Annotated in this window: 21 protein-coding genes, 3 tRNA genes and 2 rRNA genes; 21 read left to right on the plus strand and 5 right to left on the minus strand. The window is 49.3% G+C overall.

The features are described from left to right. From gspD to NFHSH190041_RS00560, 14 genes are all read left to right on the plus strand, one after another. Positions 1–2,118, plus strand: a complete 2,118-nt coding sequence (gene gspD / locus NFHSH190041_RS00495) for a type II secretion system secretin GspD (RefSeq protein WP_315972955.1) — start codon at positions 1–3, stop codon at positions 2,116–2,118. Next, positions 2,111–3,694, plus strand: coding sequence for a type II secretion system ATPase GspE (gene gspE / locus NFHSH190041_RS00500; RefSeq protein WP_261924991.1), 1,584 nt, complete (start codon positions 2,111–2,113; stop codon positions 3,692–3,694). The genes gspD and gspE overlap by 8 nt, the downstream gene beginning before the upstream one ends. Positions 3,695–3,697: 3 nt before the next feature. Then, positions 3,698–4,918 carry a type II secretion system inner membrane protein GspF gene (gene gspF, locus NFHSH190041_RS00505; protein WP_261923390.1) on the plus strand — a complete coding sequence of 407 codons (1,221 nt, stop codon included), beginning with the start codon at positions 3,698–3,700 and terminating at the stop codon, positions 4,916–4,918. Between the two features lie 120 nt (positions 4,919–5,038). Continuing rightward, positions 5,039–5,473, plus strand: a complete 435-nt coding sequence (gspG, locus tag NFHSH190041_RS00510; protein WP_261923391.1) for a type II secretion system major pseudopilin GspG — start codon at positions 5,039–5,041, stop codon at positions 5,471–5,473. Positions 5,474–5,475: 2 nt separating this feature from the next. Beyond that, positions 5,476–6,069: a type II secretion system minor pseudopilin GspH gene (gene gspH, locus NFHSH190041_RS00515; protein WP_261924992.1), complete on the plus strand. Its 594-nt coding sequence runs from the start codon at positions 5,476–5,478 to the stop codon at positions 6,067–6,069. Beyond that, a complete protein-coding gene (gspI, locus tag NFHSH190041_RS00520; protein WP_261924993.1) occupies positions 6,059–6,454 on the plus strand; it encodes a type II secretion system minor pseudopilin GspI in 396 nt (131 codons plus the stop codon). The genes gspH and gspI overlap by 11 nt, the downstream gene beginning before the upstream one ends. Further along, positions 6,435–7,208, plus strand: coding sequence for a type II secretion system minor pseudopilin GspJ (gspJ, locus tag NFHSH190041_RS00525; RefSeq protein WP_261923392.1), 774 nt, complete (start codon positions 6,435–6,437; stop codon positions 7,206–7,208). The genes gspI and gspJ overlap by 20 nt, the downstream gene beginning before the upstream one ends. Positions 7,209–7,213: 5 nt before the next feature. Continuing rightward, complete coding sequence (gene gspK / locus NFHSH190041_RS00530; RefSeq protein WP_261923393.1) at positions 7,214–8,242, plus strand: type II secretion system minor pseudopilin GspK; 1,029 nt, start codon at positions 7,214–7,216, stop codon at positions 8,240–8,242. A 12-nt stretch (positions 8,243–8,254) separates the two neighbouring features. Then, a complete protein-coding gene (gspL, locus tag NFHSH190041_RS00535) occupies positions 8,255–9,460 on the plus strand; it encodes a type II secretion system protein GspL (protein WP_261923394.1) in 1,206 nt (401 codons plus the stop codon). A 1-nt stretch (position 9,461) separates the two neighbouring features. Next, positions 9,462–9,935, plus strand: a complete 474-nt coding sequence (locus NFHSH190041_RS00540; protein WP_261923395.1) for a type II secretion system protein M — start codon at positions 9,462–9,464, stop codon at positions 9,933–9,935. 69 nt (positions 9,936–10,004) lie between these two features. After that, positions 10,005–10,715, plus strand: a complete 711-nt coding sequence (locus NFHSH190041_RS00545) for a type II secretion system protein N (protein ID WP_261924994.1) — start codon at positions 10,005–10,007, stop codon at positions 10,713–10,715. A 207-nt stretch (positions 10,716–10,922) separates the two neighbouring features. After that, on the plus strand, positions 10,923–11,471 hold the full coding sequence (gene nudE / locus NFHSH190041_RS00550; protein WP_261923396.1) for an ADP compounds hydrolase NudE: 549 nt from the start codon (positions 10,923–10,925) through the stop codon (positions 11,469–11,471). 57 nt (positions 11,472–11,528) lie between these two features. Beyond that, the gene (gene cysQ / locus NFHSH190041_RS00555; RefSeq protein WP_261923397.1) at positions 11,529–12,341 is read left to right on the plus strand and encodes a 3'(2'),5'-bisphosphate nucleotidase CysQ; all 813 of its coding nucleotides are present in this window, start codon (positions 11,529–11,531) and stop codon (positions 12,339–12,341) included. Further along, positions 12,342–12,821, plus strand: a complete 480-nt coding sequence (locus NFHSH190041_RS00560) for a GNAT family N-acetyltransferase (protein WP_261923398.1) — start codon at positions 12,342–12,344, stop codon at positions 12,819–12,821. Between the two features lie 32 nt (positions 12,822–12,853). Here the strand turns inward: NFHSH190041_RS00560 and mnmH are convergent, their stop codons facing one another. The 3 genes from mnmH to NFHSH190041_RS00575 form a co-directional block, all read right to left on the minus strand. Then, a complete protein-coding gene (gene mnmH, locus NFHSH190041_RS00565) occupies positions 12,854–13,954 on the minus strand; it encodes a tRNA 2-selenouridine(34) synthase MnmH (protein ID WP_261923399.1) in 1,101 nt (366 codons plus the stop codon). Then, the gene (gene selD / locus NFHSH190041_RS00570) at positions 13,954–14,997 is read right to left on the minus strand and encodes a selenide, water dikinase SelD (RefSeq protein WP_261923400.1); all 1,044 of its coding nucleotides are present in this window, start codon (positions 14,995–14,997) and stop codon (positions 13,954–13,956) included. The genes mnmH and selD overlap by 1 nt, the downstream gene beginning before the upstream one ends. Positions 14,998–15,093: 96 nt before the next feature. After that, positions 15,094–16,200 carry an acyl-CoA desaturase gene (locus NFHSH190041_RS00575; RefSeq protein WP_261923401.1) on the minus strand — a complete coding sequence of 369 codons (1,107 nt, stop codon included), beginning with the start codon at positions 16,198–16,200 and terminating at the stop codon, positions 15,094–15,096. Positions 16,201–16,341: 141 nt separating this feature from the next. Between NFHSH190041_RS00575 and fabR the strand changes: the two genes are divergently transcribed. Beyond that, positions 16,342–16,956, plus strand: coding sequence for an HTH-type transcriptional repressor FabR (gene fabR, locus NFHSH190041_RS00580; protein ID WP_261923402.1), 615 nt, complete (start codon positions 16,342–16,344; stop codon positions 16,954–16,956). 55 nt (positions 16,957–17,011) lie between these two features. Here fabR and trmA read toward each other — a convergent pair whose 3' ends face one another. Then, complete coding sequence (trmA, locus tag NFHSH190041_RS00585) at positions 17,012–18,109, minus strand: tRNA (uridine(54)-C5)-methyltransferase TrmA (RefSeq protein WP_261923403.1); 1,098 nt, start codon at positions 18,107–18,109, stop codon at positions 17,012–17,014. Positions 18,110–18,258: 149 nt separating this feature from the next. Here trmA and murI point away from each other — a divergent pair, with 149 nt between their 5' ends. Continuing rightward, positions 18,259–19,056 carry a glutamate racemase gene (gene murI / locus NFHSH190041_RS00590; protein WP_261923404.1) on the plus strand — a complete coding sequence of 266 codons (798 nt, stop codon included), beginning with the start codon at positions 18,259–18,261 and terminating at the stop codon, positions 19,054–19,056. On the opposite strand, the gene NFHSH190041_RS00595 is transcribed toward murI, so the two are convergent. Continuing rightward, complete coding sequence (locus NFHSH190041_RS00595) at positions 19,053–19,505, minus strand: RNA recognition motif domain-containing protein (protein WP_261923405.1); 453 nt, start codon at positions 19,503–19,505, stop codon at positions 19,053–19,055. The genes murI and NFHSH190041_RS00595 overlap by 4 nt on opposite strands. 650 nt (positions 19,506–20,155) lie before the next feature. Between NFHSH190041_RS00595 and NFHSH190041_RS00600 the strand changes: the two genes are divergently transcribed. From NFHSH190041_RS00600 to NFHSH190041_RS00620, 5 genes are all read left to right on the plus strand, one after another. Beyond that, positions 20,156–21,698, plus strand: a 16S ribosomal RNA gene (locus NFHSH190041_RS00600). Positions 21,699–21,778: 80 nt separating this feature from the next. Then, positions 21,779–21,855: transfer RNA gene (locus NFHSH190041_RS00605), tRNA-Ile, on the plus strand. 28 nt (positions 21,856–21,883) lie between these two features. Further along, positions 21,884–21,959, plus strand: a tRNA-Ala gene (locus NFHSH190041_RS00610). Between the two features lie 336 nt (positions 21,960–22,295). Next, positions 22,296–25,188, plus strand: a 23S ribosomal RNA gene (locus tag NFHSH190041_RS00615). The 16S and 23S rRNA genes sit together here with 3 tRNA genes alongside, the layout of an rRNA operon. A gap of 85 nt (positions 25,189–25,273) precedes the next feature. Continuing rightward, positions 25,274–25,349: transfer RNA gene (locus tag NFHSH190041_RS00620), tRNA-Val, on the plus strand. Positions 25,350–25,379 lie beyond the last annotated feature (30 nt).

Here is a 25,379-nt window from a genome sequence, read left to right on the forward strand (position 1 = left end):
ATGAAAAAAAAGGGTTTTCGGCGCAGCCTGATAGCCACTGTGGTCGCAGGCGCTGCTTTTATGGCGCAACCTGCCTGGTCTGAACAATATGCGGCAAACTTTAAGGGCACAGATATTCAAGAATTTATCAATATTGTTGGTAAAAATCTGGATAAGACCATCATTGTGGATCCCAGTATCCGCGGCAAGATTAATGTGCGTAGTTATGATCTGCTCAATGATGAGCAGTATTACCAATTTTTCCTTAATGTCTTGCAGGTGTATGGCTATGCCGTGGTCGAGATGGAAAACAATATCCTTAAAGTGGTGAAGGATAAAGATGCCAAGGTAGCAAATATTCGGGTTGCGGATGATAAGCACCCAGGATTGGGTGATGAAATGGTCACTCGTATCGTCGCGCTGTATAACACTGAGGCGAAGCAATTAGCACCTTTGCTCAGGCAGTTAAATGATAATGCCGGCGGCGGTAATGTGGTCAATTATGACCCTTCTAATGTGTTGATGATTACTGGCCGCGCTGCGGTGGTCAATAAGTTGGTGGATATTGTTCGTCGGGTCGATAAGCAAGGGGATGTGTCTACCCAAGTCGTTAATCTTAAACATGCTTCTGCTGGGGAAATTGTCCGTATCGTTGAATCCTTGTATCGCTCCAGCGGTAATCAGGCGCAGATGCCCGGGCAAGCTCCTAAGATTGTAGCGGATGAACGCATTAACGCTGTGATTGTCAGTGGTGATGAAAAAAGCCGGGACCGAGTGGTTTCATTGATCCACAAGTTGGATGAAGAGCAGGCCAGTAACGGCAATACCAAGGTGCGTTATCTGCGGTATGCCAATGCAGAAGATTTGGAAAAAGTACTGACAGGTTTTGCTGAAAAACTGGAAGAAAACAAAGATGGTGGGAAAAGCCGCAGCGGTGGGCGTGACAGTAAAATTAATATCATGGCCCACGTTGAAACCAATGCCTTGGTGATCAGCGCCGATCCTGATCAGATGCGCACACTGGAAAGTGTGATTAACCAATTGGATATTCGCCGCGCTCAGGTGTTGGTTGAAGCCATTATTGTGGAAGTGGCAGAAGGTGATGATGTTGGGTTTGGTATTCAGTGGGGTACTGAGGCCGGTGGTGGTACTCAATTTAATAATCTGGGCCCGACTATTGGTGAGATTGGTGCCGGCATCTGGAATGCTCGACCAAAGGAAGGCACTTTTATCACTAACCCTAATGATGGCAAAGTGATTGGCCAAAATCCTGACACTCCCGGTGATATTACTCTGTTGGCTCAGGCGTTGGGTAAAGTCAGTGGTATGGCATGGGGCGTGACAATGGGAGATTTTGGCGCGTTGATGCAAGCTGTGTCCAGTGACACTAACTCCAACGTGTTAGCTACCCCTTCTATTACCACGCTAGATAACCAAGAAGCCTCCTTCATTGTCGGTGATGAAGTGCCGGTGCTGACTGGGGCTCAGAACTCATCCAATGGTAACTCTAATCCGTTCCAGACGGTGGAACGTAAAGAAGTGGGGGTGAAGCTGAAAGTGATCCCGCAGATCAATGAAGGGACTTCCGTTAAGCTGACGATTGAGCAGGAAGTGTCTGGTATTAATGGTAAAACTGGGGTTGATGTGACCTTTGCTACCCGACGTTTAACCACGACTGTGATGGCCGATTCGGGTCAGATTGTGGTGCTGGGTGGACTGATTAATGAAGAAGTGCAGGAAAGCGTGCAAAAAGTCCCTTTCCTTGGCGATATTCCGATTATTGGCCATTTATTTAAGTCTTCCTCCAGTGGCAAAAAGAAAAAGAACCTGATGGTGTTTATTAAGCCCACTATCATCCGTGATGGCGTCACCATGGAAGGTATTGCTGGCCGTAAATACAATTATTTCCGCGCGCTGCAATTAGAGCAGCAGGAGCGCGGGGTGAATTTAATGCCAAATACACAAGTACCGGTATTGGAACAGTGGAATCAAGCAGAATATTTGGCACCGGAAGTGAATGATATTCTTGAGCGTTATAAAGAGGGGCGTGGTCTGGATACCAAGATGCGCAAGACGGACTCCACGCTGAAAACTTTGGAAAAGAATAAACAGAAAGATGCCGGCCATGAGCATGAGTGAGCAGCAAGTATTATCTGAACAGGCTCAGGCAACGGATTTGGCTGCTATGAGCACAGAGCTGGGGCTGGACGTTGAGGCTCAGGCTGATGAAGTCTTCGCTGTTACCAGTAAGGACAGATTACCCTTCGCATTTGCCCGCCGATACGGTTTGGTGCTCGCTCGCGGGGAGAATGAGCCGCTGACCTTGTACTATACCGAAGACACGCCGGTTGAAGCCTTGTTAGAAGTACGCCGCTTTGCTGGTCACAGGTTGCCTTTGGTTAAATTGGATCAAAGCCAGTTTGAAACCCGGTTGACTCAAACCTATCAGGCTAATTCTTCAGAAGCTCAGCAGCTGATGGAAGATATTGGTAATGAGATGGATCTGTTTACTTTGGCCGAAGAGCTTCCTGAGACCGAGGATCTGCTGGAAGGGGATGATGATGCACCGATTATTCGGCTGATCAACGCTCTGTTATCAGAGGCTATCAAAGAAGAAGCTTCTGATATCCATATTGAAACCTATGAAAAACAGCTGGTAGTACGTTTTAGGGTGGATGGGGTGCTCAAAGAAGTGCTGAGGCCCAACCGTAAATTGTCATCCCTGCTGGTGTCGCGTATTAAAGTCATGGCCAGATTGGACATTGCGGAAAAACGCGTACCGCAAGATGGCCGTATTTCACTGCGCATTGGTGGGCGAGCAGTCGATGTGCGGGTATCGACGATGCCATCAAGCCATGGTGAACGGGTTGTATTGCGTTTGCTAGATAAAAATGCCGGTAATTTGGATTTAACCCAGTTGGGGATGACTGCATCAGTGCGGCAGCAATTTGATGAGCTGATCCGCAAGCCCCATGGCATCATTTTGGTGACCGGCCCCACGGGGTCGGGTAAAAGTACCACGCTTTATGCGGGGCTGACAGAGATTAACACCAAAGACACCAATATTTTGACCGTAGAAGATCCTATTGAATATGAGCTGGATGGCATCGGTCAGACTCAGGTGAATACTAAGGTGGATATGACATTTGCTCGAGGGTTACGGGCAATTTTACGTCAAGATCCTGATGTGGTGATGATTGGGGAAATCCGAGATTTGGAAACAGCCCAGATAGCGGTGCAAGCTTCGCTTACCGGTCACTTAGTGATTTCAACATTGCATACCAATACGGCCTCTGGGGCGATTACCCGTTTGCAAGACATGGGGGTTGAACCCTTCTTGGTGTCCTCCAGTTTATTGGGGGTATTGGCCCAGCGACTTATCCGCACCCTGTGTAATGAGTGTAAGGAAGCTCATATTCCTGATAGCCGGGAGCGGGAATTACTGGGAATGACAGCGGATGATAACAGCCCGATTTATCGTGCTGTTGGCTGTAAAGCCTGTGGTAATAACGGTTACCGTGGCCGTACTGGTATCCATGAGTTGCTGGTGGTGGATGATCAAGTTCGTGAACTGATCCATGCTGGCCGCGGGGAATTGGCGATTGAGAAATATATTCGCCAGCACACCCCAAGTATTCGTTATGACGGTATGGTAAAAGTTCGGGCCGGTATTACGACCCTGGAAGAAGTACTGCGGGTCACCCGGGAGGAATAACACATGCCGGCGTTTGAATATAAAGCGCTTGACCGGCAGGGCAAGCAGAGCAAAGGGGTGATTGAGGCCGATACTGCCCGTCATGCTCGCTCGCAGTTGCGGGATCAGCAGTTAATGCCGCTGGATATTCAGCCGGTGGTGGAAAAAGAAAGCCGGACAAGTGGTGGTTTTACTCTGTTTAAACGGAAAATTTCTGTGGCAGAGTTGGCACTGTTGACTCGGCAGATTGCAACCTTAGTTGCTGCCGGTTTACCCGTAGAAGAAGCATTGAAGGCCGTAGGGCAGCAGTGTGAAAAAGACCGCTTGGCTTCCATGATCATGGCGGTGCGCTCTCGGGTGGTAGAAGGCTATTCGTTGGCTGATTCTATGGCCGAGTTCCCCCATATCTTTGATGATCTATACCGGGCAATGGTGGCCTCAGGAGAACAATCTGGCCATTTGGACGTGGTGTTGAACCGTTTGGCTGATTACACCGAAAGACGCCAACAGCTAAAAACTAAGATGGCCCAGGCGATGATCTACCCTGTGGTGCTCACTACTGTTGCGATTGGGGTGATTGCCGTGCTGTTGGCTGCTGTAGTGCCAAAAGTGGTGGGGCAGTTTCAGCATATGGGGCAGGAACTTCCTTGGACGACTCAATTACTGATTGCTAGCTCAGACTTTGTTCAGCACTTTGGATTGATTGTTATCGGGCTTATTTTTGTGCTGGTCGCGCTGTTTAAGCGTTTGATGAACAATCCTGCATACCGGATGAAATACCATACGGTACTGCTGAAGATGCCTGTGGTGGGTAAAGTCAGTAAGGGGTTAAACACTGCCCGGTTTGCTCGCACCTTAAGTATTTTATCGGCCAGTTCAGTGCCATTACTTGACGGAATGCGTATTGCCAGTGATGTGCTGCAAAATGTGCGGGTAAAACAGGCGGTGGAAGAAGCCACAGCGCGAGTGCGAGAAGGGACCAGTTTAGGCTCAGCGTTAGCCAATACGAAGCTATTTCCAGCCATGATGTTGTATATGATCAGCTCCGGGGAAAAAAGTGGCGAGTTAGAGCAGATGCTGGAACGGGCAGCCGATAACCAAGACCGCGAGTTTGAGTCTAACGTCAATATTGCCTTAGGGGTTTTTGAACCCTTGCTGGTGGTGTCTATGGCTGGGGTTGTACTGTTTATCGTATTGGCAATTTTGCAGCCGATTTTGGCGCTGAATAATATGATCAGCGGATGACGGTCTTATTGCGTAAGGGCGCACATAATGCGGCCTACGCGGAAATCAAATTTTGGCGGGGGATATCCCGCAGCAATGCAATGCCGATCCTGCCGGGATCGTTTTTAGGAGAAGTAGTAAATGCAAAGGCGTAACAGACAACAAGGTTTTACCCTGCTGGAAGTCATGGTGGTGATTGTTATTTTGGGGATCCTGGCTTCTATGGTGGTGCCTAACCTGATGGGAAATAAAGATAAAGCGGATCAGCAAAAAGCCGTTTCCGATATTGTGGCGTTGGAAAACGCTATGGATATGTACAAGCTTGATAATGGGGTTTATCCCAGCACTGAGCAGGGGCTTGAAGCGCTGGTGCAGAAGCCAAGTATCTCTCCTGAGCCTCGCAACTACCGTGATGGTGGTTATGTAAAACGTCTGCCTCAGGATCCGTGGCGTAATGCTTATTTGCTGTTAAGCCCAGGCGAAAACGGCAAAATTGATATTTTCAGTGCCGGCCCTGATGGTCAGCCGGGAACAGAAGATGATATTGGCAACTGGAATCTGCAGAGCTTCCAGTAATGATGCGATGGTCACGCCAGCCCGGCTTTACATTGCTAGAAGTATTGCTGGTAGTACTGCTGATGGGACTGGCGGCTGCTGCTGTCACCCTATCGATGGGGGGCTCTGGTCCAAAACAGGAACTGGAGCGTAGTGCCAGACAATTTATCTCTGCCACTGAAATGGTGCTTGATGAGGTTGTGCTCAATGGTCAATTTGTCGGGGTGGTGGTTGATGATCACAGCTATGAATTTGTGCTGCGTAAAGAGGATAAATGGGTTCCGCTGAAAAATGACCGTTTGCTAGCAAAGCGGGAGTTTGATAGCGATACCTCTCTGAGCTTGGTGGTTGAGGGGTTACCTTTGACCCAGGAAGATGAGCAGGATGACACTTTATTTGAGCAGCCGTTTGAAGAGGCGGAGACGGAGCTGAGTCAGCCGGAAGATAAAGCATTACAAACGCCGCAAATTATGTTGTTCCCAAGTGGAGAAATGACGGCATTTGAGCTGACCTTTTTTCATAAAAGTCATGATGGCCAAGATGCCGAAGTACTGGTTGTGGGTAATGCGCTGGGCCAGATGACCTTGGGGAGGCCGGATGAGCAGGATGGGCGTTAAGCTGCGATTAGCTCAGTACCAATATGCCCAGGGGATGACACTGCTGGAGGTGATGGTTGCACTGATGATTTTTGCGATTGCAGCTGTGTCTATCACTAAGAGTTTGGGCGAGATGATGAGTAATATGCCTGTGTTAGAACAACGCACGCTGGCGCAGTGGGTTGCGGATAACCAGATGGTAGATGCCCGATTACTACCTGCTTTCCCTGCACTGGGAAAAACGGAAGGTAAAGAAGAATTGGCCGGTAAAACCTGGTACTGGCGGCGGGAGATTGTGAAAACTGCCGATAAAGATTTTCGTATGATACGGATCAGTGTCAGTGAAGATGACAGATTTAAGCGGGTTAATGCCCAGGTAAGCAGTTATGTGGCACGTAAAGAGTAATGCTAGCCGGGGATTTACCCTGTTAGAGATGCTGATTGCCATTGCTATTTTTGCCATGTTAGGGCTAGCCGCGAATGCGGTGTTGCAGACGGTAATGACTAATGATGAGGTCACTAAGCAGTTTGCTGCACGGCTAAAGGCGTTGCAGCAAGGTGTTGGTATTATGCAGCGGGATTTGGGGCAGATGGTTGGGCGGACGCCGAGATTATTGGAAGGCGGCCGCAGTAAGGCGCTTTTTCAGGCCGGCCCCCATTTGCTTGATTCTCAGTCTGATGGGTTGTCGTTTTTTCGGCTTGGCTGGCTTAACCCAGAGGGGATGCTCCCCCGGGGCAGTATTCAGGCGGTTGCTTATGTGCAGGTTGAAGATCGGCTGGAACGTTGGTATTTCCCCTATCCAGATCCCGAATTAGGGGCTGAGCCCATCAAGACGGTGTTGATGACCGGTGTGCTAGAAGTGAAATATGCCTTTTTTATTAATGGCAGTTGGCAGCGTCAGGTCGATGGTACCACTATGCCTCAAGCGATTGCTGTGGATATTGAACTGGAGCATTTGGGGCGAATTGAACGTAAATTCCTGTTGCCTGAGCTGGGGAGTGTTACGCCAGAAAGTGGCGGTAATGATCAGCCAGGCAGGGATGGCGACGATCGTGGCGCGCCGGATGGGCGCACACCTGGAAATGGTGAACCTGGCAATGGGCCTCCACCTATTCCGGGGGCACCAAGAGAGCCGGGACTTATCCCGGGGCGGGGATAACCAACATGGGGCGTAATAAACAAACCGGTGTTGCGTTGTTGGTCGTGCTGCTAATCGTGGCCATTATCGCTGCGTTAGCGGTGGATATAACCGGCCGTAATCAGTTAGCAATGCGTCGGACGCTGAATTTGGCGCAGTATGATCAGGCTTATTGGTATGCCATGAGTGCGGAGCAATTAGCTGAAAAAGTGCTGCGTCAGGATATGAAGGATGCCGATAATACCGTACATCTTCAGCAGTATTGGGCCCAGGCAGATGTGATCTTCCCGGCTGATGAAGGGGAAATAGGTGGCAATATTTCTGATATGCGTAGCTGCTTTAATTTAAATGCCTTGTCTCAACCCGCGACTGAGGATGAAAAAACAGGCCAATTGAAAATGCCATTAGCGGTGCGACAGTTTAAAGCCTTGCTGGTGGCGTTGGGAATGGATGACTTTGCGGCAGAGTCGTTAAGTCAGACCCTGAAAGATTATTTAGATGAAGATACGGTCACCAGCCCGTTTGGTGCTGAAGATGCTGAATATGAATCTCGGACTGTACCTTATCGGGCTGCCAATACGCTGATGAATGATAAATCTGAGCTCCGGGCGGTGATGGGGTTTACCCAGCAGATATACAAGGTGCTGGATCCCTACATTTGTGTGATTCCGGGTAATAATCAGCAAGTATTGAATGTTAATACCTTAGCGCCGGAGCATGCGGCGCTACTGGCGGGAATGTTGGATAATAAGGTCTCTGTGGGGGAAGCTGAAAGTCTGTTGAATCAGCGCCCTGCAGCAGGTTATGCCAAGGTTGAGGATTTTTGGACCGCCGCTAATTTGGACAGTAATCTGGATGCTCAACTGAAATCCAGTATCGGGGTCGACAGCAAATATTTCCTGCTGCAGGCCGCGGCCAAAGTGGATACTGCCGTATTTCGTATGGACAGTGTGCTGCAGAATAATAATGGCCAATTCAGGGTTATCGCCCGGCAGTTTGGCGGACAGAATAAAACAGAACAGCATAAGCCCAAGGCGGACTCTGCCCGGGGCTGATGGAGAATCAGTGTGATTGAACGGTTATTTATCCGGTTGGGTAATACCTATGAACAGCCATGTAGTTGGTTGGTTTGGTCAGCGCAGGAGCAGGAAATTATCGCCTCCGGTGAGCTGGCTAATGCCGGTGAGCTGGGCAGTTTAACTGAGCGGGCGGGTAACCGGCCTGTGGATGTGCTGGTCTGCAGCTCTGCGCTGGCGATGACCCAGGTCACCTTGCCAGAAAAAGGACAACGACAGGCACTGAAAGCCTTGCCCTTTATGCTAGAAGAAGAGCTGGTTGATAATGTTGAGCAGATGCATTTTGTGGTTGGCGAACGAGAAGGTGAGCAACTGAATGTTGTGGCTGTGAGCCATGAGCAAATGACACTATGGCTGGAGTGGTTGCAGCAAGCTCAGTTGCAGCCCCGGGTTATTGTACCGGATTGCTTGGCATTGCCACAGGTCGCCGATTGCCAATGGTCAGCGATGCAGTTTGGTGCCGATTGTTTGCTGCGGACCTCATCCGGTGGCGGGCATAGCATTCCGATGGATTGGCTAGCTGTGGTGTTACCTAAGCTGGCCGATGGGCTGGATGATCCCATTCGGGTCGCCACATTTACCCAATTGGCCTTACCTTGCCGCCAGCATGATATCACCATGGCGGAGCAAACATTGGATTTGCCGATGTTGGTACTGGCTCGTGGTGTGGCGGAGTGCCGGGTAAACTTGCTCAGTGGTCGCTATCAACCTAAGCGGGAATACAGTCGCCACTTGCTGCTTTGGCGTAATGCCGCCATTGCTGCGGGTATTGTGTTGGTTTTAGCGTTGGTTAACAAAGGGCTGGATATTCATCAGTTGGGGCAGCAAAGCGCGGCCTTGAAGAGTCAAAGTGAACAAATTTACCGTCAGGCTGTGCCCGGCAGTCGGCGTATTGTGAATTTACGTACTCAGCTGAAAAGCGAACTGAACAAATTACAGGGGCAAGGCTCTGGTGGGGAAATGTTTACCATGCTGGATAAACTGGCCCCGGCCTTTGCCAAAGTACCGGCTTTGAAGCCGGATAGTCTGAGGTTTGATGGTAACCGCAGTGAATTACGCATGCAGGTTACCGCAAAAAATTATGCTGAAATTGAAACCTTCCGTGAGTTAGCTGGAAAGCAGTTTAATGTTAGTGCCGGTGCGATGAACAGTAAGCATGATGCTGTTACCAGTACCTTGACATTAAGGAGTCTGTGATATGGAAAAATTCAAACTCTGGTGGGGAAATCTGGCGCAAAGGGAGCAGCAGATGCTGGTGGCCGCCGCGGCAGTTGTGCTGTTGGGTATTTTATATTGGGGTATTTGGGCGCCAATCAGTCAGGCGCAGGAAAATGCGCGTCGCAATCTGGCGGCAGAACAGCAGACTCTTGATTATGTTAAGCAAACTGCCAGTCGGATAATGGCGCTGCGTCAAACGGGCGGAAAGCGTAGTGCAGTGGGAAGCCTCAGTGCGTTGGTTAACCGTTCTGCTGACAAGTTCGGGTTAGAAATTACCCGGATGCAACCTCAAGGCGATAAAATCCAGCTGTGGCTAGATGATGTGCCTTTTACTTCTCTAATGGATTACCTCTCTGATTTGGTTCAGCAGGGATTGTCTTTGGACAATTTAGATATTACGGCGACAGATACCCCCGGCTATGTGCAGGTTCGTCGTATTCAGGTGTCGCGCTAGTCTTTGCTGTAAGTGAGAAACTGAGTGATAAAAAAAATTCTTCTGGGTGTGTTGATCTACCTGATATTTATGGTGGCGTTGTTTCCTGCATCCGTCGCGTTGAAATTGGCACCATTGCCAGCCCAAATTCGGGTTGCCGGCATTAGTGGCACCATATGGGATGGCCAGGTGGCGACGTTAGTGGTGCAGCAGCGTCAGTTCGAGCAGCTGCATTGGGATTTAGATCTCTGGAGTCTGCTACAAGGTAAATTGGCGGCCGATATTACGCTTGGCAACCGTGGCAGTGTTGTCAGTGGTAAGGGTCATATCAGTTGGTCGCTAGGTGGTATACAGGTTACTGATTTGCGTTTTGAAGCGCCCAATAATTTTGTGATTGGTAATGCTCGACTACCGTTTCACACTAAAATTGGTGGCGAGATCAACCTGATTGTGCCGCAGTTTTCCCAAGGTCTTCCTTGGTGTAGAGCTCTGCAAGGAAAGGTCTTTTTGAATCACCTCAGTGTTAAAAACCAATTTGGTCATTATCCACTGGGGAATATCCAATTGGGGCTGAGTTGTGATGCGGGGCAATTGGTGCTCAATACCACGGAAAAAGACAATGATTTGGGCGTATCAGCCAAAGCGACTTTGGGGGAAAACAGTAAATTACTGCTAGAAGGGCGGATTCGAGAAACCGCTACCCAGCCGGCAGATTTACAACAGGCGCTGACTTTCCTCGGCCGACCTGATGCTCAAGGTTATTATCCTATTCGCTATGCGGGCGTTGTCCCGGGGCTCTAGCGGCGATAGTGTCAGTATAAAAGCGAACGCGCCTGAAGGCGCGTTCGCTTTATCTGGTCGCGGTGATTTGAGTTTAAGCTTTACTCCAGCATAACCTTTTAACGCGAGTTAGCCGGGAAATTCAGGTTGTGGATTAAGCGCAGAATAGTAAGATTAAAAGAGCATTTTTAGACTTGCTAATACATACATTTTTCTACAGAGGCCAGTATGTCCCACCGGCAAAAGCCCGAAATTCTTCACCGCGAGGTCGTTGCCCGCAGCCGCTTGTTTCAGATCGAGCAACTTCATTTACGTTTTGCCAATCAGGTGGAGCGTTATTATGAGCGCATGAAAGGCAATAACCGCGGCGCTGTGATGATTGTTCCGGTTCATCAGGGGCAGTTATTACTGGGGCGGGAGTATGCTGCTGGTACCCATGATTATGAACTGGGCTTCCCTAAAGGGTTAATTGATCCCGGAGAGACGCCAGCTGAGGCGGCAAACCGGGAGTTACAGGAAGAAATTGGCTTTGCCGCAGGCGAGTTGATTTTATTGAAGGAGCTGAGTTTGGCTCCGGGGTATTTTGCTAGCCGCATGCAGATTTTTTTAGCGCAATCTCTCACCCCCAGTAAATTGGAGGGAGATGAGCCAGAGCCCATAGAGGTGGTGAGTTGGCCATTGGCGGACTGGCAGGATCTGCTGGAAAGAGCGGATTTTTCAGAATCCCGCAGTGTGAGTGCATTGTTTTTGGCACAAAAGCATCTAAAACTTAAGTAATGCCCCTGTCTTCGGTATCCGGCCGAAGACGTTTCCTTTTTGATGTCTGGAGTGGTTATGCAGCCAGAGAAATTGCTTGAGTCCGTTATTGCTATTGCCCGTCAGGCTGGCGATAAAATCCGGGAAATATATCTAGATGGCCATTTTGAACGAGAGATGAAGGCCGATAATACGCCCGTTACATCTGCAGATTTGGCCTCTCACAGCTTAATTTTGTCCCGATTGGCAGCGTTGACTCCGGATATTCCGGTGATCTCCGAAGAGGCCGCTGATATTGCGTTGAGTGAACGGGGGCGTTGGCCGCGTTATTGGTTAGTGGATCCCCTCGATGGCACCGGAGAGTTCATTGCTGGTAGCGGTGATTTTTCTGTAATTATTGCGCTGATTGAACATAACCAGCCGGTATTGGGCGTTGTCTATGCGCCGATGGCGGATGTGTGTTATTACGCTGTCGCTGGTGGCGGCGCCTTTAAGTGCAGTCAGGATGGTGTAAGCCGTATCAGTAGCCATCATATTGCTCGCTCTACTCATCCAGCGCTAAGGCTGGCGGTGAGTCGTCGACAGGATCCTCAGTCGGTGCTTAAGCTGTTTCATTTACCAACAGAGTGTGAGTTGGTGGTGATGGGCGGCGCGGCATTGAAATCCTGTTTGGTGGCTGAAGGCCGGGCAGATTGTTATGTCAGGGTCGGGCCAACGGGAGAATGGGATACTGGTGCGGCACAGATCATAGTTGAAGAAGCAGGTGGCCAGTTAATGGATATTCGTTTACAGCCTTTGAGTTACAATCAGCGGGAAACCATGGAAAATCCCAATTTTATTGTGGTCGGTTCGCCACAGCTGGCTTGGGATAAAATACTCGAAGGACGTTAATTGACTCAGCTTATCTCATTACATACTGCCGCCAAATTAGATTTGGCGGCAGTTTTTTTACTCGAACAACAGGTGTTTGGCGCTCATATTTATCCGGATTTCTTTTTTCGGCAGGTATTAGACTGCTGGCCTGATGGCTTAATGCTGGCAAAAACAGCTTCAGGGAAGTTGGTGGGGTATCAATTAGCTGTGAAGGCCGCTAAATCAGATGATTATTGGATTTGGTCATTGGCAGTCTCACCAGACTTTCGTGGCAAAGGTATTGGCCGACAATTGATCCAGGCGGGCATTGCGCGTGCACCTCGGGAAGTGAAACGAATACTGCTGACGGTTGCACCAGAGAATCCAGCTCGACAGTTGTATGAGTCTTGCGGTTTTACGGCCGCTGGATTTGAAGCCGATTATTTCGGCGCGGGAGCCGGCCGAATGGTGATGGCACTATCTTTATCAGCCTATATGGCAGATAAGCAGCCAGCATAAGAAAAAGCCCTCATTTGAGGGCTTAAGTATTATTAACGCTGGTCATCAAACCATTGATGCATTTCCGCATGGCTGCCGCGGAATTTAATTCGCTCGGCTTTATTTTCCAATTGGTAGTGATACATAGGATCGTAGTAGCGTTCTAATAGGCGGGCAATCCAGTCCAGATGGCCATCGGTATTACCGCGTGATAATTGCTGTGCCAATGCGGCATCTACCAGCGCCTGCATTTCTGCCAATTCTTTGCCACCCAAGCGTTTTTTAATACCGATTAGGCTTTGGGTTAAATATTGGCGGAAGGCATCAAATCCATCCTGCTCACCCAGTCGCTCAACATAACCACTGTGCATGATGGTGACATAGTCATTTAGCAACCGAGCTAATCGTTTATCCCAAGGCTCTTCCAATACCACCACATCGGCATTTTGCATCTTGGCGTAGAAGGATTTTGGCAGGGCGTTGCGGCCAATGAGGAAGCTTTCATCTTCCAGTAGCAGCGTTTTTTCTCCACGCGCATCATGTTTAAGCAGATCAACCGCCAGTGTATTTTCAAAATTAATCTGTGCGGGTTGAGGATCATGCTTTTTACCGAAGCTGGAGCCTCTGTGATTGGCAATGCCTTCTAGATCGACGGCCTCAGCGCGCAGATGCAGAAAATCTGTTTTGCCTGAACCTGTGATCCCGCTGAGAATACACATACTGCTGTTTACCGGGGCCGCTTCAATGGTATCAATCAGATACTGACGCATGGCCTTATAACCACCTTCGACGAAGGGCACCTCGATACCGGCATCTTTTATCCAGCCCTGAGTGATGCGCGAGCGCTCTCCTCCGCGAAAGCAGTTGATGTATGCGTTGGGATTGGCCTGCAGATAGTGGATCCAGGCATCAACCCGTTTCTGCTTGGTCTTGCCACGTACCAATTCATGACCCAACGCCAGCGCTGCATCTGGTCCTTGCTCTTTGTAGCAAGTACCGACTTTTTGCCGCTCTCCGTCCATCATCAATGGCAGATTGACTGAGCTTGGGAAGGCACCTTTATCAAACTCTATCGGTGCCCGTGTATCGATCAATGGCCGATCCTGCAGAAAAATCTCCCGGTATTGGCTCGCCGGGATGATATGGTCACTCATTAAACCAGCTCCACCAGTACTTGCTGGTCTTGGCTGTCCTTAAGTGTACCAATACAGACAGGCTCAATACCGTTTTGAGCCAGTAATTCCGTCAGCGCTGCTTCGCCTGCTGCGTTCACGGCAACCAGTAGACCACCACTGGTTTGTGGATCACACAGCAAGGCTTTTTGTTCATCATTCAGTGCTGGCAGCTGTTCACCATAGCTGTCAAAGTTACGATGGGTACCGCCGGGCACACAACCTTGTTCCAGATAATGACGGGCTTTTTCAAGTAGCGGTAGACGGCTTAAATCAATTTCTGCCATCACGCCCGCACCCTGACACATTTCCAGCAGGTGGCCGGCCAGACCAAAACCAGTGACATCCGTCATGGCGTTAACGCCGGCAATTTTTGCGATTTTGGCGCCAATTTTATTCAGTTGGCACATAGCATCCGGTGCAATATGCAGATCTTCATCCGCCAGTTTTTTCTGTTTTTGTGCTGTGGTCAGAATGCCGATACCGATAGGCTTGGTCAGATACAGGCGATCGCCAGCTTTTGCTGTGTCATTTTGCTTGAGTTCAGTCAGCGGGATTTGACCTGTCACAGCCAATCCGAAAATAGGCTCAGGGGCATCAATACTGTGACCGCCGGCCAGCATAATGCCAGCATCAGCACAGGCTTGACGGCCGCCGTCTACAACCTGTTGAGCAATTTCAGGGCTGAGTTTATTCACAGGCCATCCCAGAATCGCAATGGCCATCATGGGGGTGCCGCCCATGGCGTAAATATCACTGATGGCATTGGTCGCAGCAATACGACCAAATGTGAACGGGTCATCCACAATCGGCATAAAGAAATCTGTGGTACTGATAATACCGGTTTCATCATTTAGCTTGTAAACCGCCGCATCATCACGGCTCTGGTTGCCGACCAACAGGTTGGGATCGGTAAATACCGGCAGCTGGGATGCCAGAATGGTGCTGAGCACTTTAGGTGAAATTTTACAACCACAGCCTGCGCCGTGGCTGTATTCGGTGAGTTTGATGCCGGTGTTTGCCATTTTATCAAAACCTGCTGTTGGACTATGAGGCGACCATGATAATCAGATACGGCCACCATGCAAGGTGGCCGCCGGGCTTTCGTGACAATTTATTGTTCAGCTATAACGAGCGGTGAATTGCTGCCAGTGCTTAATACGATTACTGAGTTGACGCTTAAGTAGCGCAACTTGACTGATGAGTTGCTGATCACACAGATGTTTATGTTTGGCCTCTAGCAGCTTTTTCTGCGCTTGATAATAAGCTGTGATGGCTGTTTTGAGCTGTTCATACTCTAATTGCAGATGTTGCTGTAACTCTTCACAGTTAGGGAAGCGGGTTAGGCGATGGCTAACTTGTTTTAACTGCATATTCAATCGGGCTGTTTCAATTCGCTCTTGGGGCACTTGGCGCAGATCCCAAGTTAATCGGCACCATGAGAGTAGTTGGATAAGCCATTTGGTGGGATCGTATTGCCACCAGTGGATGCCGTTGCGGTAATCATGTTCAAAAATATGATGAAAGTTATGGTAGCCCTCTCCATAAGTCAGCAGTGCCAGCAGGCCATTATCCCGGGCGGTATTTTTATCGGTATAAGGCTGTTTGCCCCAAATATGGGCTAGAGAATTGATAAAGAAAGTGCAGTGATGCACTAGGACCAGCCGCATGACTCCGGCTAGGAGTAACATGGACAGGATATCGCCATTAAGCCAGCCTAGCGTTAGTGGCAATAGGATATTCATTACCACAACTAGGGCCAGATAGTGACGGTGTTGCCACATCACAATCGGATCATTTTGTAGATCTCGGGCATTAAGGTATTCCGGCTTAGTGACCTGATATTCCCGCAACATCCAGCCAATGTGGCTGTACCAGAAGCCCCGCTTAGCTGAATAAGGATCTTTGTCATTATCATCAACATATTTGTGATGCACTCTGTGATCACTACACCAGTGTAGAGCGCTATTTTGCAGTGCTAGGGCACCACCGAGCGCATAGATAATCTTTACTCCACGACTGGCTTTATAGCTCTTATGGGACCAGAGTCTATGATAACCGGCGGTGATTGATAGACCGCTAAAGAGTGCCAACAGGATAAAACTGAGCCATTCAACTTTATCAAAGCCGTGGTGATAGCCATGCCAAGGCACCCAGAGCAGGGCAATGGCAAAGGTGAGGGTAAAGAGGGTGATATTGAGCCAGATCAGGGGTGGTTTGCGCTGCATAAGATATCCATTTCATTTGAGCGTACATCTGTAAGCTAATTTAGAGGTTAACCGGGTATAGGTCAAGTGTAGCGGGGCTGTGTTTTAAGAGACAAAATCGGTATTATTTGCTGATTACACTTGGTTTATGTGGACAGTGGCATGGGGATCAGAGCACAGCAGAAAGAAAAAACCAGACGTGCCTTGGTGGACGCGGCATTTAACCAATTAAGTGCAGAGCGCAGTTTTTCCAGTTTGAGCCTGCGGGAAGTTGCCCGCGAGGCGAATATTGCGCCAACTTCGTTTTATCGTCATTTCAAAGATATGAATGAGTTGGGATTGACCATGGTCGACGAAGGCGGGCTGACGTTGCGTCAGATGATGCGGAAAGGCCGGCAGCGGGCTGAGGCTGGGGGCAGTGTTATCCGTATTTCCGTTGAAACCTTTATGGAAGTGTTGGATTCCAATCCAAACGTATTTCGTATTCTACTGCATGAGCGCTCCGGTACCTCAGCGGCTTTCCGTGCGGCAGTTGCGCGGGAGATTGAACACTTTATTTCTGAGCTGGCTCATTACACGGAAGATACGGCCGGTCGCTCGCCAGAATTAGCTCGGGCTCAGGCTGAAGCCTTAGTCACTTTGGTGTTCAATGCCGGGGCCGCGGCATTAGATATGAAACGGGCTGATCGTAAGTTGCTGGCTGAGCAGTTGGTGATGCAGTTGCGGATGGTTGCCCGCGGCGCTGAAGCTTTACAGCAGAAGATTGACAGTAAATAAGTGGTTTTGTGTGCTAAAAAAGGGGCCTGATGGCCCCTTTTTGTTGTTCTGCGGATTATTTGCGTTCCAGCAGGACACCACACTCCATATGATGGGTGTAAGGAAACTGATCAAATAAAGCAAAACGGCTGATTTTGTGGGTTTGATTTAGGGTATCGAGGTTTTCCCGTAATGTTTCTGGGTTACAGGAGATATATAAAATACGCTCATAACCCTGTACCAGTTTTACGGTATCTGGATCTAAACCTGCCCGTGGTGGGTCAACAAAGATGGTATTGCAGTCATAGCTCTGCAAATCTACCCCTTCTAGGCGCTTAAACTTACGACCAGAGCTCATGGCTTCACTGAAGTCTTCCGCGGACATGCGGAAAATCTGCAGATTCTCAATGCCATTGACTTTGATGTTGTACTGGGCGGCATCAACTGATGGCTTGGCAAGTTCAGTGGCCAATACCCGGTTGAAGTTCTGAGCCAAGGCAATAGAGAAGTTGCCATTACCACAGTACAGCTCCAGTAGGTCACCATTACTGTCTTGGGTTACATCCAGTGCCCATTCCAGCATTTTGACTGCGACTTTGGCATTGGGCTGGGTAAAGGAATTTTCAATTTGCTTATAGTGATAGTCGCGGCCGTTAACCTTGAGGGTTTCAACTACAAAATCCCGATCTAGCATTAGCTTCTGCTTGCGGGCCCGGCCAATAATATTCAGCTTAAAATGGTTTCCCAGACGCTGCTTAAGCGCTTGGGCTTCGGTCATCCAAGCATCATCCAGTTGGCGGTGATACAACAGGGAAACCAAAATTTCACCGCTTAGGGTTGAAAGAAAGTCGACCTGGAATAATTTTTTGCGTAGTACCGCATTAGGGCGCAACTCTTCCATTAGCGCCAACATCATTTCATTAATCAACTCGCCAGCAGGTAAATACTGATCGCAGCGGACTTTTTCCTGTTTGACGTTATCAAACATGTAGTAATACAGATCATCGCCATCATGCCATACTCGGAATTCAGCACGCATACGGTAATGACGAGGCTCGGAAGGAAACACTTCCAGCGCCGGTGGAAGATATGTGGCAAAGTCCTGTTCCAGTCTGGCCCGTTTTTCTGTCAGTTGGGCTTCGTAGCCGCTAGGATCCATTGCTGCAAAATTCATGTATATATCACCGTCACTGTCTGTCTTTGGGGCGCAAATAGTATACTACAGTCCGAAGTTGTCCAGTTTCTTCACTTTACCCTCTTATTGCTGTGTGTGAGAATTTCCTCTCTAATCGTGTCAGTTTGATAAGTTTTGCGGGAGTCAGTGTGTTCCGGCCTATTTTAGTGTTTGATTCAGGCATCGGCGGGTTGTCCGTCCTATCGGAAATCCGGGCGCTGTTACCCGGTCGGGATTATGTTTATTTATTTGATAATGCCCGGCTGCCCTATGGGGAATTAGCCGAACAAGTGCTGATTAGTGGCTGTGTTGAATTGGTGACTCGATTAGCCAAGCAGATTGATGCCGCCCTGGTGGTGATTGCTTGTAATACGGCATCGACATTAGTGCTTCCTGCTTTGCGACAACAGCTGACTATTCCCGTCGTTGGTGTGGTGCCGGCTATTAAGCCTGCGGCGCATCTTAGCCAGTGTCATGAGATTGGTTTGTTGGCAACACCGGGAACCATCAAACGGGATTATACCCGGCGCTTAATCCAACAGTTTGCCAGTGATTGCCAAGTACATTTGTTTGGCAGTTCTGAGTTGGTGATGCTGGCCGAGCAGAAAGTCGCTGGGGGGACAATCGATCAACATGCATTGACAAAATTGTTGCAGCCGGTTCGCCAAACGGCGTTAGATGTTTTGGTTTTAGGTTGCACCCATTTCCCAATGCTTAAAGCTGAAATAAGTCAGTGTCTCGGTAGTCGTGTCACGTTATTGGACTCAGGCAAGGCTGTGGCAAGAAGGGTGGCTTCTTTATTGGCGGATAATGGTACCACTGGCCAGATGGGCACATTGAATGGCTTTTTTACCACATCAGAATTGGCTGCGGGACTTATTGCTACCTTATCAACTTTGGGGTTCAGTCAGTTAGTACACTTCCCCCCAAAGTCTGAGGTTGTTTAAACGGGGTTTTTCTCAGTGCTGTCTGAGTCCTGAGTTTTGGCCTCCCGCACTTTTATGGTTCTTTCCTGAAAAACAAAATCATTAAGCTGTGCCATGGCTTGCTGCGCACTGGCTTCTGGCATTTCAACAAAGCCGAAGCCTTTGCGTCGACCTGTTTTACGATCCCTGACTAAGCGGACTGAGCATACTTCACCATATTGGCTGAATAACTCTTTAACTTCCCCTTCGTGTACCCGATAAGGCAGATTACCTACATAGAGGGTCATCATGGGTCCGCTGTATTCTCCATCGCCCTGACTTAATGCCGATGGGAGTAACTTGAATAACAGTGCGGCAATAATGGCTCCTGCAAAAAACGCGATTGAGGCCGATAATGCAGGTACAAACTGGTGTATAGCAAGGCCGCCTACTATCGCGACAATGACAACAATAAGAAATGACTTCTGCATAAGACGCTTCTCTAAATGATGTGAAGATACGGTAAATACTGTTAACAACATTTCTCATGGTAATGAATAATTGTCTTTTCCTCCATAGGCTTGCTGAAAAAATGCTCGATAAATAATGTGTTGGGATCGCAAAGCTGTCATTTTAAGCTCGAAATACCACCATTTTGTTGCTTCATTGAACAAAAAGTTTAATTCCTGTTCGCTTAAATTGTTTTGTCATTAAAAAGGCTTGCGCAAAAAAATCGGTTCCCTATAATGCGCCTCCATCGACACGGCGCAACGAGCTAAACAGCTTGATGAGCAGGTCGGTAGGGTAAGCATTCCATCGGATGAATATCCTTGGTTTGAAAGCTTTTTGTTGTTTTCAGCTTCGGTTGAAAAACTTTAAAAAAAGAGCTTGACGCCAAAAACGGGATGTGTAGAATGCACAGCCCTCGGGATTGAAAATAACTATCCCGGCCGGTGTTACCGGTTCGTTCTTTAACAATTTATCAGACAATCTGTGTGGACATTCACAGTGATTGACATCGACAAACGATTTTAATCAATGATGAAGTTCGCGCAGCATGCAAATGCAGTCATTGCCTTTATTGGTAATGATGCAAAGACAGAATTCATTGAGCAGAACCTTCGGGTTCAACCAAAACTTTTAATTGAAGAGTTTGATCATGGCTCAGATTGAACGCTGGCGGCAGGCCTAACACATGCAAGTCGAGCGGTAACAGGAAGTAGCTTGCTACTTTGCTGACGAGCGGCGGACGGGTGAGTAATGCCTGGGAATATGCCGAGATGAGGGGGATAACAGTTGGAAACGACTGCTAATACCGCATAATACCTACGGGTCAAAGCAGGGGACTTTCGGGCCTTGCGCATCTTGATTAGCCCAGGTGGGATTAGCTAGTAGGTGAGGTAAAGGCTCACCTAGGCGACGATCCCTAGCTGTTCTGAGAGGATGATCAGCCACACTGGGACTGAGACACGGCCCAGACTCCTACGGGAGGCAGCAGTGGGGAATATTGCACAATGGGGGAAACCCTGATGCAGCCATGCCGCGTGTGTGAAGAAGGCCTTCGGGTTGTAAAGCACTTTCAGCGAGGAGGAAAGGTTACTGGCTAATATCCAGTAGCTGTGACGTTACTCGCAGAAGAAGGACCGGCTAACTCCGTGCCAGCAGCCGCGGTAATACGGAGGGTCCGAGCGTTAATCGGAATTACTGGGCGTAAAGCGTGCGCAGGCGGTTTGTTAAGCGAGATGTGAAAGCCCCGGGCTCAACCTGGGAACCGCATTTCGAACTGGCGAACTAGAGTCTTGTAGAGGGGGGTAGAATTCCAGGTGTAGCGGTGAAATGCGTAGAGATCTGGAGGAATACCAGTGGCGAAGGCGGCCCCCTGGACAAAGACTGACGCTCATGCACGAAAGCGTGGGGAGCAAACAGGATTAGATACCCTGGTAGTCCACGCCGTAAACGATGTCTACTCGGAGTTTGGTGCCTTGAGCACTGGGCTCTCAAGCTAACGCATTAAGTAGACCGCCTGGGGAGTACGGCCGCAAGGTTAAAACTCAAATGAATTGACGGGGGCCCGCACAAGCGGTGGAGCATGTGGTTTAATTCGATGCAACGCGAAGAACCTTACCTACTCTTGACATCCAGAGAATTCGCTAGAGATAGCTTAGTGCCTTCGGGAACTCTGAGACAGGTGCTGCATGGCTGTCGTCAGCTCGTGTTGTGAAATGTTGGGTTAAGTCCCGCAACGAGCGCAACCCTTATCCTTACTTGCCAGCGGGTCATGCCGGGAACTTTAGGGAGACTGCCGGTGATAAACCGGAGGAAGGTGGGGACGACGTCAAGTCATCATGGCCCTTACGAGTAGGGCTACACACGTGCTACAATGGTCGGTACAGAGGGTTGCCAAGCCGCGAGGTGGAGCTAATCCCAGAAAGCCGGTCGTAGTCCGGATCGGAGTCTGCAACTCGACTCCGTGAAGTCGGAATCGCTAGTAATCGTGGATCAGAATGCCACGGTGAATACGTTCCCGGGCCTTGTACACACCGCCCGTCACACCATGGGAGTGGGCTGCACCAGAAGTAGATAGCTTAACCTTCGGGAGGGCGTTTACCACGGTGTGGTTCATGACTGGGGTGAAGTCGTAACAAGGTAGCCCTAGGGGAACCTGGGGCTGGATCACCTCCTTACCTAAGCGATGAAATTGCTTTGAGTGTTCACACAGATTGTCTGATAGAAAGTAAGAACAACTATCGTGAGATAAAGACGGGGGTCTGTAGCTCAGGTGGTTAGAGCGTTCGCCTGATAAGCGAGAGGTCGGTGGTTCAAGTCCACTCAGACCCACCAACATCTCTACGATAGAGTTCAACTGTATGGGGCTATAGCTCAGCTGGGAGAGCGCCTGCCTTGCACGCAGGAGGTCTGCGGTTCGATCCCGCATAGCTCCACCACTTCCTTCAACACTCTTCGGGGATGAAGAGATGGAAGTGACTCATACAGTCTCAGGGGATGGAGACGCCAAAGATAAATATGATTTATCTTTGGCTTTTTTAAGCCCGATTTTAGGCTGAAAGGTCAAAAATCATTGCTCTTTAACAATTTGGAAAGCTGATAGTAGAAACAAACCTCTCTTTTTAAGAAAGGCTTTGTTAATACAAAATTGAGTTCTCAAACACTTCAATCAAGTGAATTGAGTATTCTAATCAAGGCGTTGTGATTCGAAAGAATTACAATTATCAAACCAGCAAGTTGCAATGCAACCTGAATGAAACTCATTTGGGTTGTATGGTTAAGCGACTAAGCGTATACGGTGGATGCCTTGGCAGTCAGAGGCGATGAAGGACGTGTTAATCTGCGAAAAGCTGTGCTTAGCCGATAAAAGGCACTTGAGGCACAGATGTCCGAATGGGGAAACCCGGCACCATAAGGTGTCATCATATACTGAATACATAGGTATATGAGGCGAACGAGGGGAACTGAAACATCTAAGTACCCTTAGGAAAAGAAATCAACCGAGATTCCCCAAGTAGCGGCGAGCGAACGGGGACCAGCCCTTAAGTCTTCAGGGTGTTAGTGGAATAAGTTGGAAAGCTTAACGGTACAGGGTGATAGTCCCGTACACGAAAACTAACTGAAGATGAAATCGAGTAAGGCGGCACACGTGATATGTTGTCTGAACATGGGGGGACCATCCTCCAAGGCTAAATACTCCTGACTGACCGATAGTGAACCAGTACCGTGAGGGAAAGGCGAAAAGAACCCCTGTGAGGGGAGTGAAATAGAACCTGAAACCGTATACGTACAAGCAGTGGGAGCGGTTCTTGAGACCGTGACTGCGTACCTTTTGTATAATGGGTCAGCGACTTACATTTAGTAGCGAGGTTAAGCGAATAGCGGAGCCGTAGGGAAACCGAGTGTTAACTGCGCGTTTAGTTGCTAGGTGTAGACCCGAAACCCGGTGATCTAGCCATGGGCAGGTTGAAGGTTGAGTAACATCAACTGGAGGACCGAACCGACTAATGTTGAAAAATTAGCGGATGACTTGTGGCTGGGGGTGAAAGGCCAATCAAACCGGGAGATATCTGGTTCTCCTCGAAAGCTATTTAGGTAGCGCCTCGCACGAATACCATTGGGGGTAGAGCACTGTTAAGGCTAGGGGGTCATCCCGACTTACCAACCCTTTGCAAACTCCGAATACCAATGAGTACTATGCGGGAGACAGACAGCGGGTGCTAACGTCCGTTGTCAAAAGGGAAACAACCCAGACCATCAGCTAAGGTCCCAAAGTTATTGCTAAGTGGGAAACGATGTGGGAAGGCTTAGACAGCTAGGATGTTGGCTTAGAAGCAGCCATCATTTAAAGAAAGCGTAATAGCTCACTAGTCGAGTCGGCCTGCGCGGAAGATGTAACGGGGCTAAGCAATACACCGAAGCTATGGGTACTAGCACTTGTGCTAGTGCGGTAGAGGAGCGTTCTGTAAGCGGTTGAAGCGGAAGCCGTAAGGCACCGTGGACGTATCAGAAGTGCGAATGCTGACATGAGTAACGATAAAGGGAGTGAAAAACTCCCTCGCCGAAAGACCAAGGGTTCCTGTCCAACGTTAATCGGGGCAGGGTGAGTCGACCCCTAAGGCGAGGCCGAAAGGCGTAGTCGATGGGAAACGGGTTAATATTCCCGTACTTCTGCTAACTGCGATGGAGAGACGGAGAAGGCTAGGCCAGCACGGCGTTGGTTGTCCGTGTTTAAGATGGTAGGCAGTGTGTTTAGGCAAATCCGGACACATAATGCTGAGAATTGATGACGAGGTGCTACGGCACTGAAGTGGTTGATGCCATGCTTCCAGGAAAATCTTCTAAGCTTCAGGTTAGTAGGAATCGTACCCCAAACCGACACAGGTGGTCGGGTAGAGAATACCAAGGCGCTTGAGAGAACTCGGCTGAAGGAACTAGGCAAAATGGTACCGTAACTTCGGGAGAAGGTACGCTCCTGTTGGTGATGAGACTTGCTCTCTAAGCTGACGGGAGTCGCAGATACCAGGTGGCTGCAACTGTTTATCAAAAACACAGCACTGTGCGAACTCGCAAGAGGAAGTATACGGTGTGACGCCTGCCCGGTGCCGGAAGGTTAATTGATTGGGTTATCTTCGGAGAAGCTCATGATCGAAGCCCCGGTAAACGGCGGCCGTAACTATAACGGTCCTAAGGTAGCGAAATTCCTTGTCGGGTAAGTTCCGACCTGCACGAATGGCGTAATGATGGCCACGCTGTCTCCAGCCGAGACTCAGTGAAGTTGAAATTGCGGTGAAGATGCCGTATACCCGCGGCTAGACGGAAAGACCCCGTGAACCTTTACTATAGCTTGGCACTGAACATTGACCCTACATGTGTAGGATAGGTGGGAGACTTTGAAGCGGTGACGCCAGTCATCGTGGAGTCAACCTTGAAATACCACCCTTGTAGTGTTGATGTTCTAACTCTGGCCCCTGAATCGGGGTTGAGGACAGTGCCTGGTGGGTAGTTTGACTGGGGCGGTCTCCTCCCAAAGAGTAACGGAGGAGCACGAAGGTTGGCTAAGTACGGTCGGACATCGTACGGTTAGTGCAATGGCATAAGCCAGCTTAACTGCGAGACAGACACGTCGAGCAGGTACGAAAGTAGGTCATAGTGATCCGGTGGTTCTGAATGGAAGGGCCATCGCTCAACGGATAAAAGGTACTCCGGGGATAACAGGCTGATACCGCCCAAGAGTTCATATCGACGGCGGTGTTTGGCACCTCGATGTCGGCTCATCACATCCTGGGGCTGAAGTCGGTCCCAAGGGTATGGCTGTTCGCCATTTAAAGTGGTACGCGAGCTGGGTTCAGAACGTCGTGAGACAGTTCGGTCCCTATCTGCCGTGGGCGTTGGATGATTGAGGGGAGCTGCTCCTAGTACGAGAGGACCGGAGTGGACGAACCGCTGGTGTTCGGGTTGTCATGCCAATGGCATTGCCCGGTAGCTACGTTCGGAATCGATAACCGCTGAAAGCATCTAAGCGGGAAGCGAGCCCCAAGATGAGTCATCCCTTAGACCTAGAGTCTACTGAAGGGCCGTCCGAGACTAGGACGTTGATAGGCAGGGTGTGTAAGCGTTGTGAGGCGTTGAGCTAACCTGTACTAATGACCCGAGAGGCTTAACCATACAACCCAAAAGGGTTTTGTTGGAAACCTTGATAGAATAATCAAGACTTGATTGAAGTTTTGAACTCAAAGCGAAAAGAATCCCAGGTCGCTTAGCTCAGCTGGGAGAGCACCTCCCTTACAAGGAGGGGGTCACTGGTTCGAGCCCAGTAGCGACCACCATATTTTTGTACAGCTTTCCGAATTAACGAA

The sequence above is a fragment of the Shewanella sp. NFH-SH190041 genome, assembly GCF_024363255.1.
Taxonomy (GTDB): domain Bacteria; phylum Pseudomonadota; class Gammaproteobacteria; order Enterobacterales; family Shewanellaceae; genus Shewanella.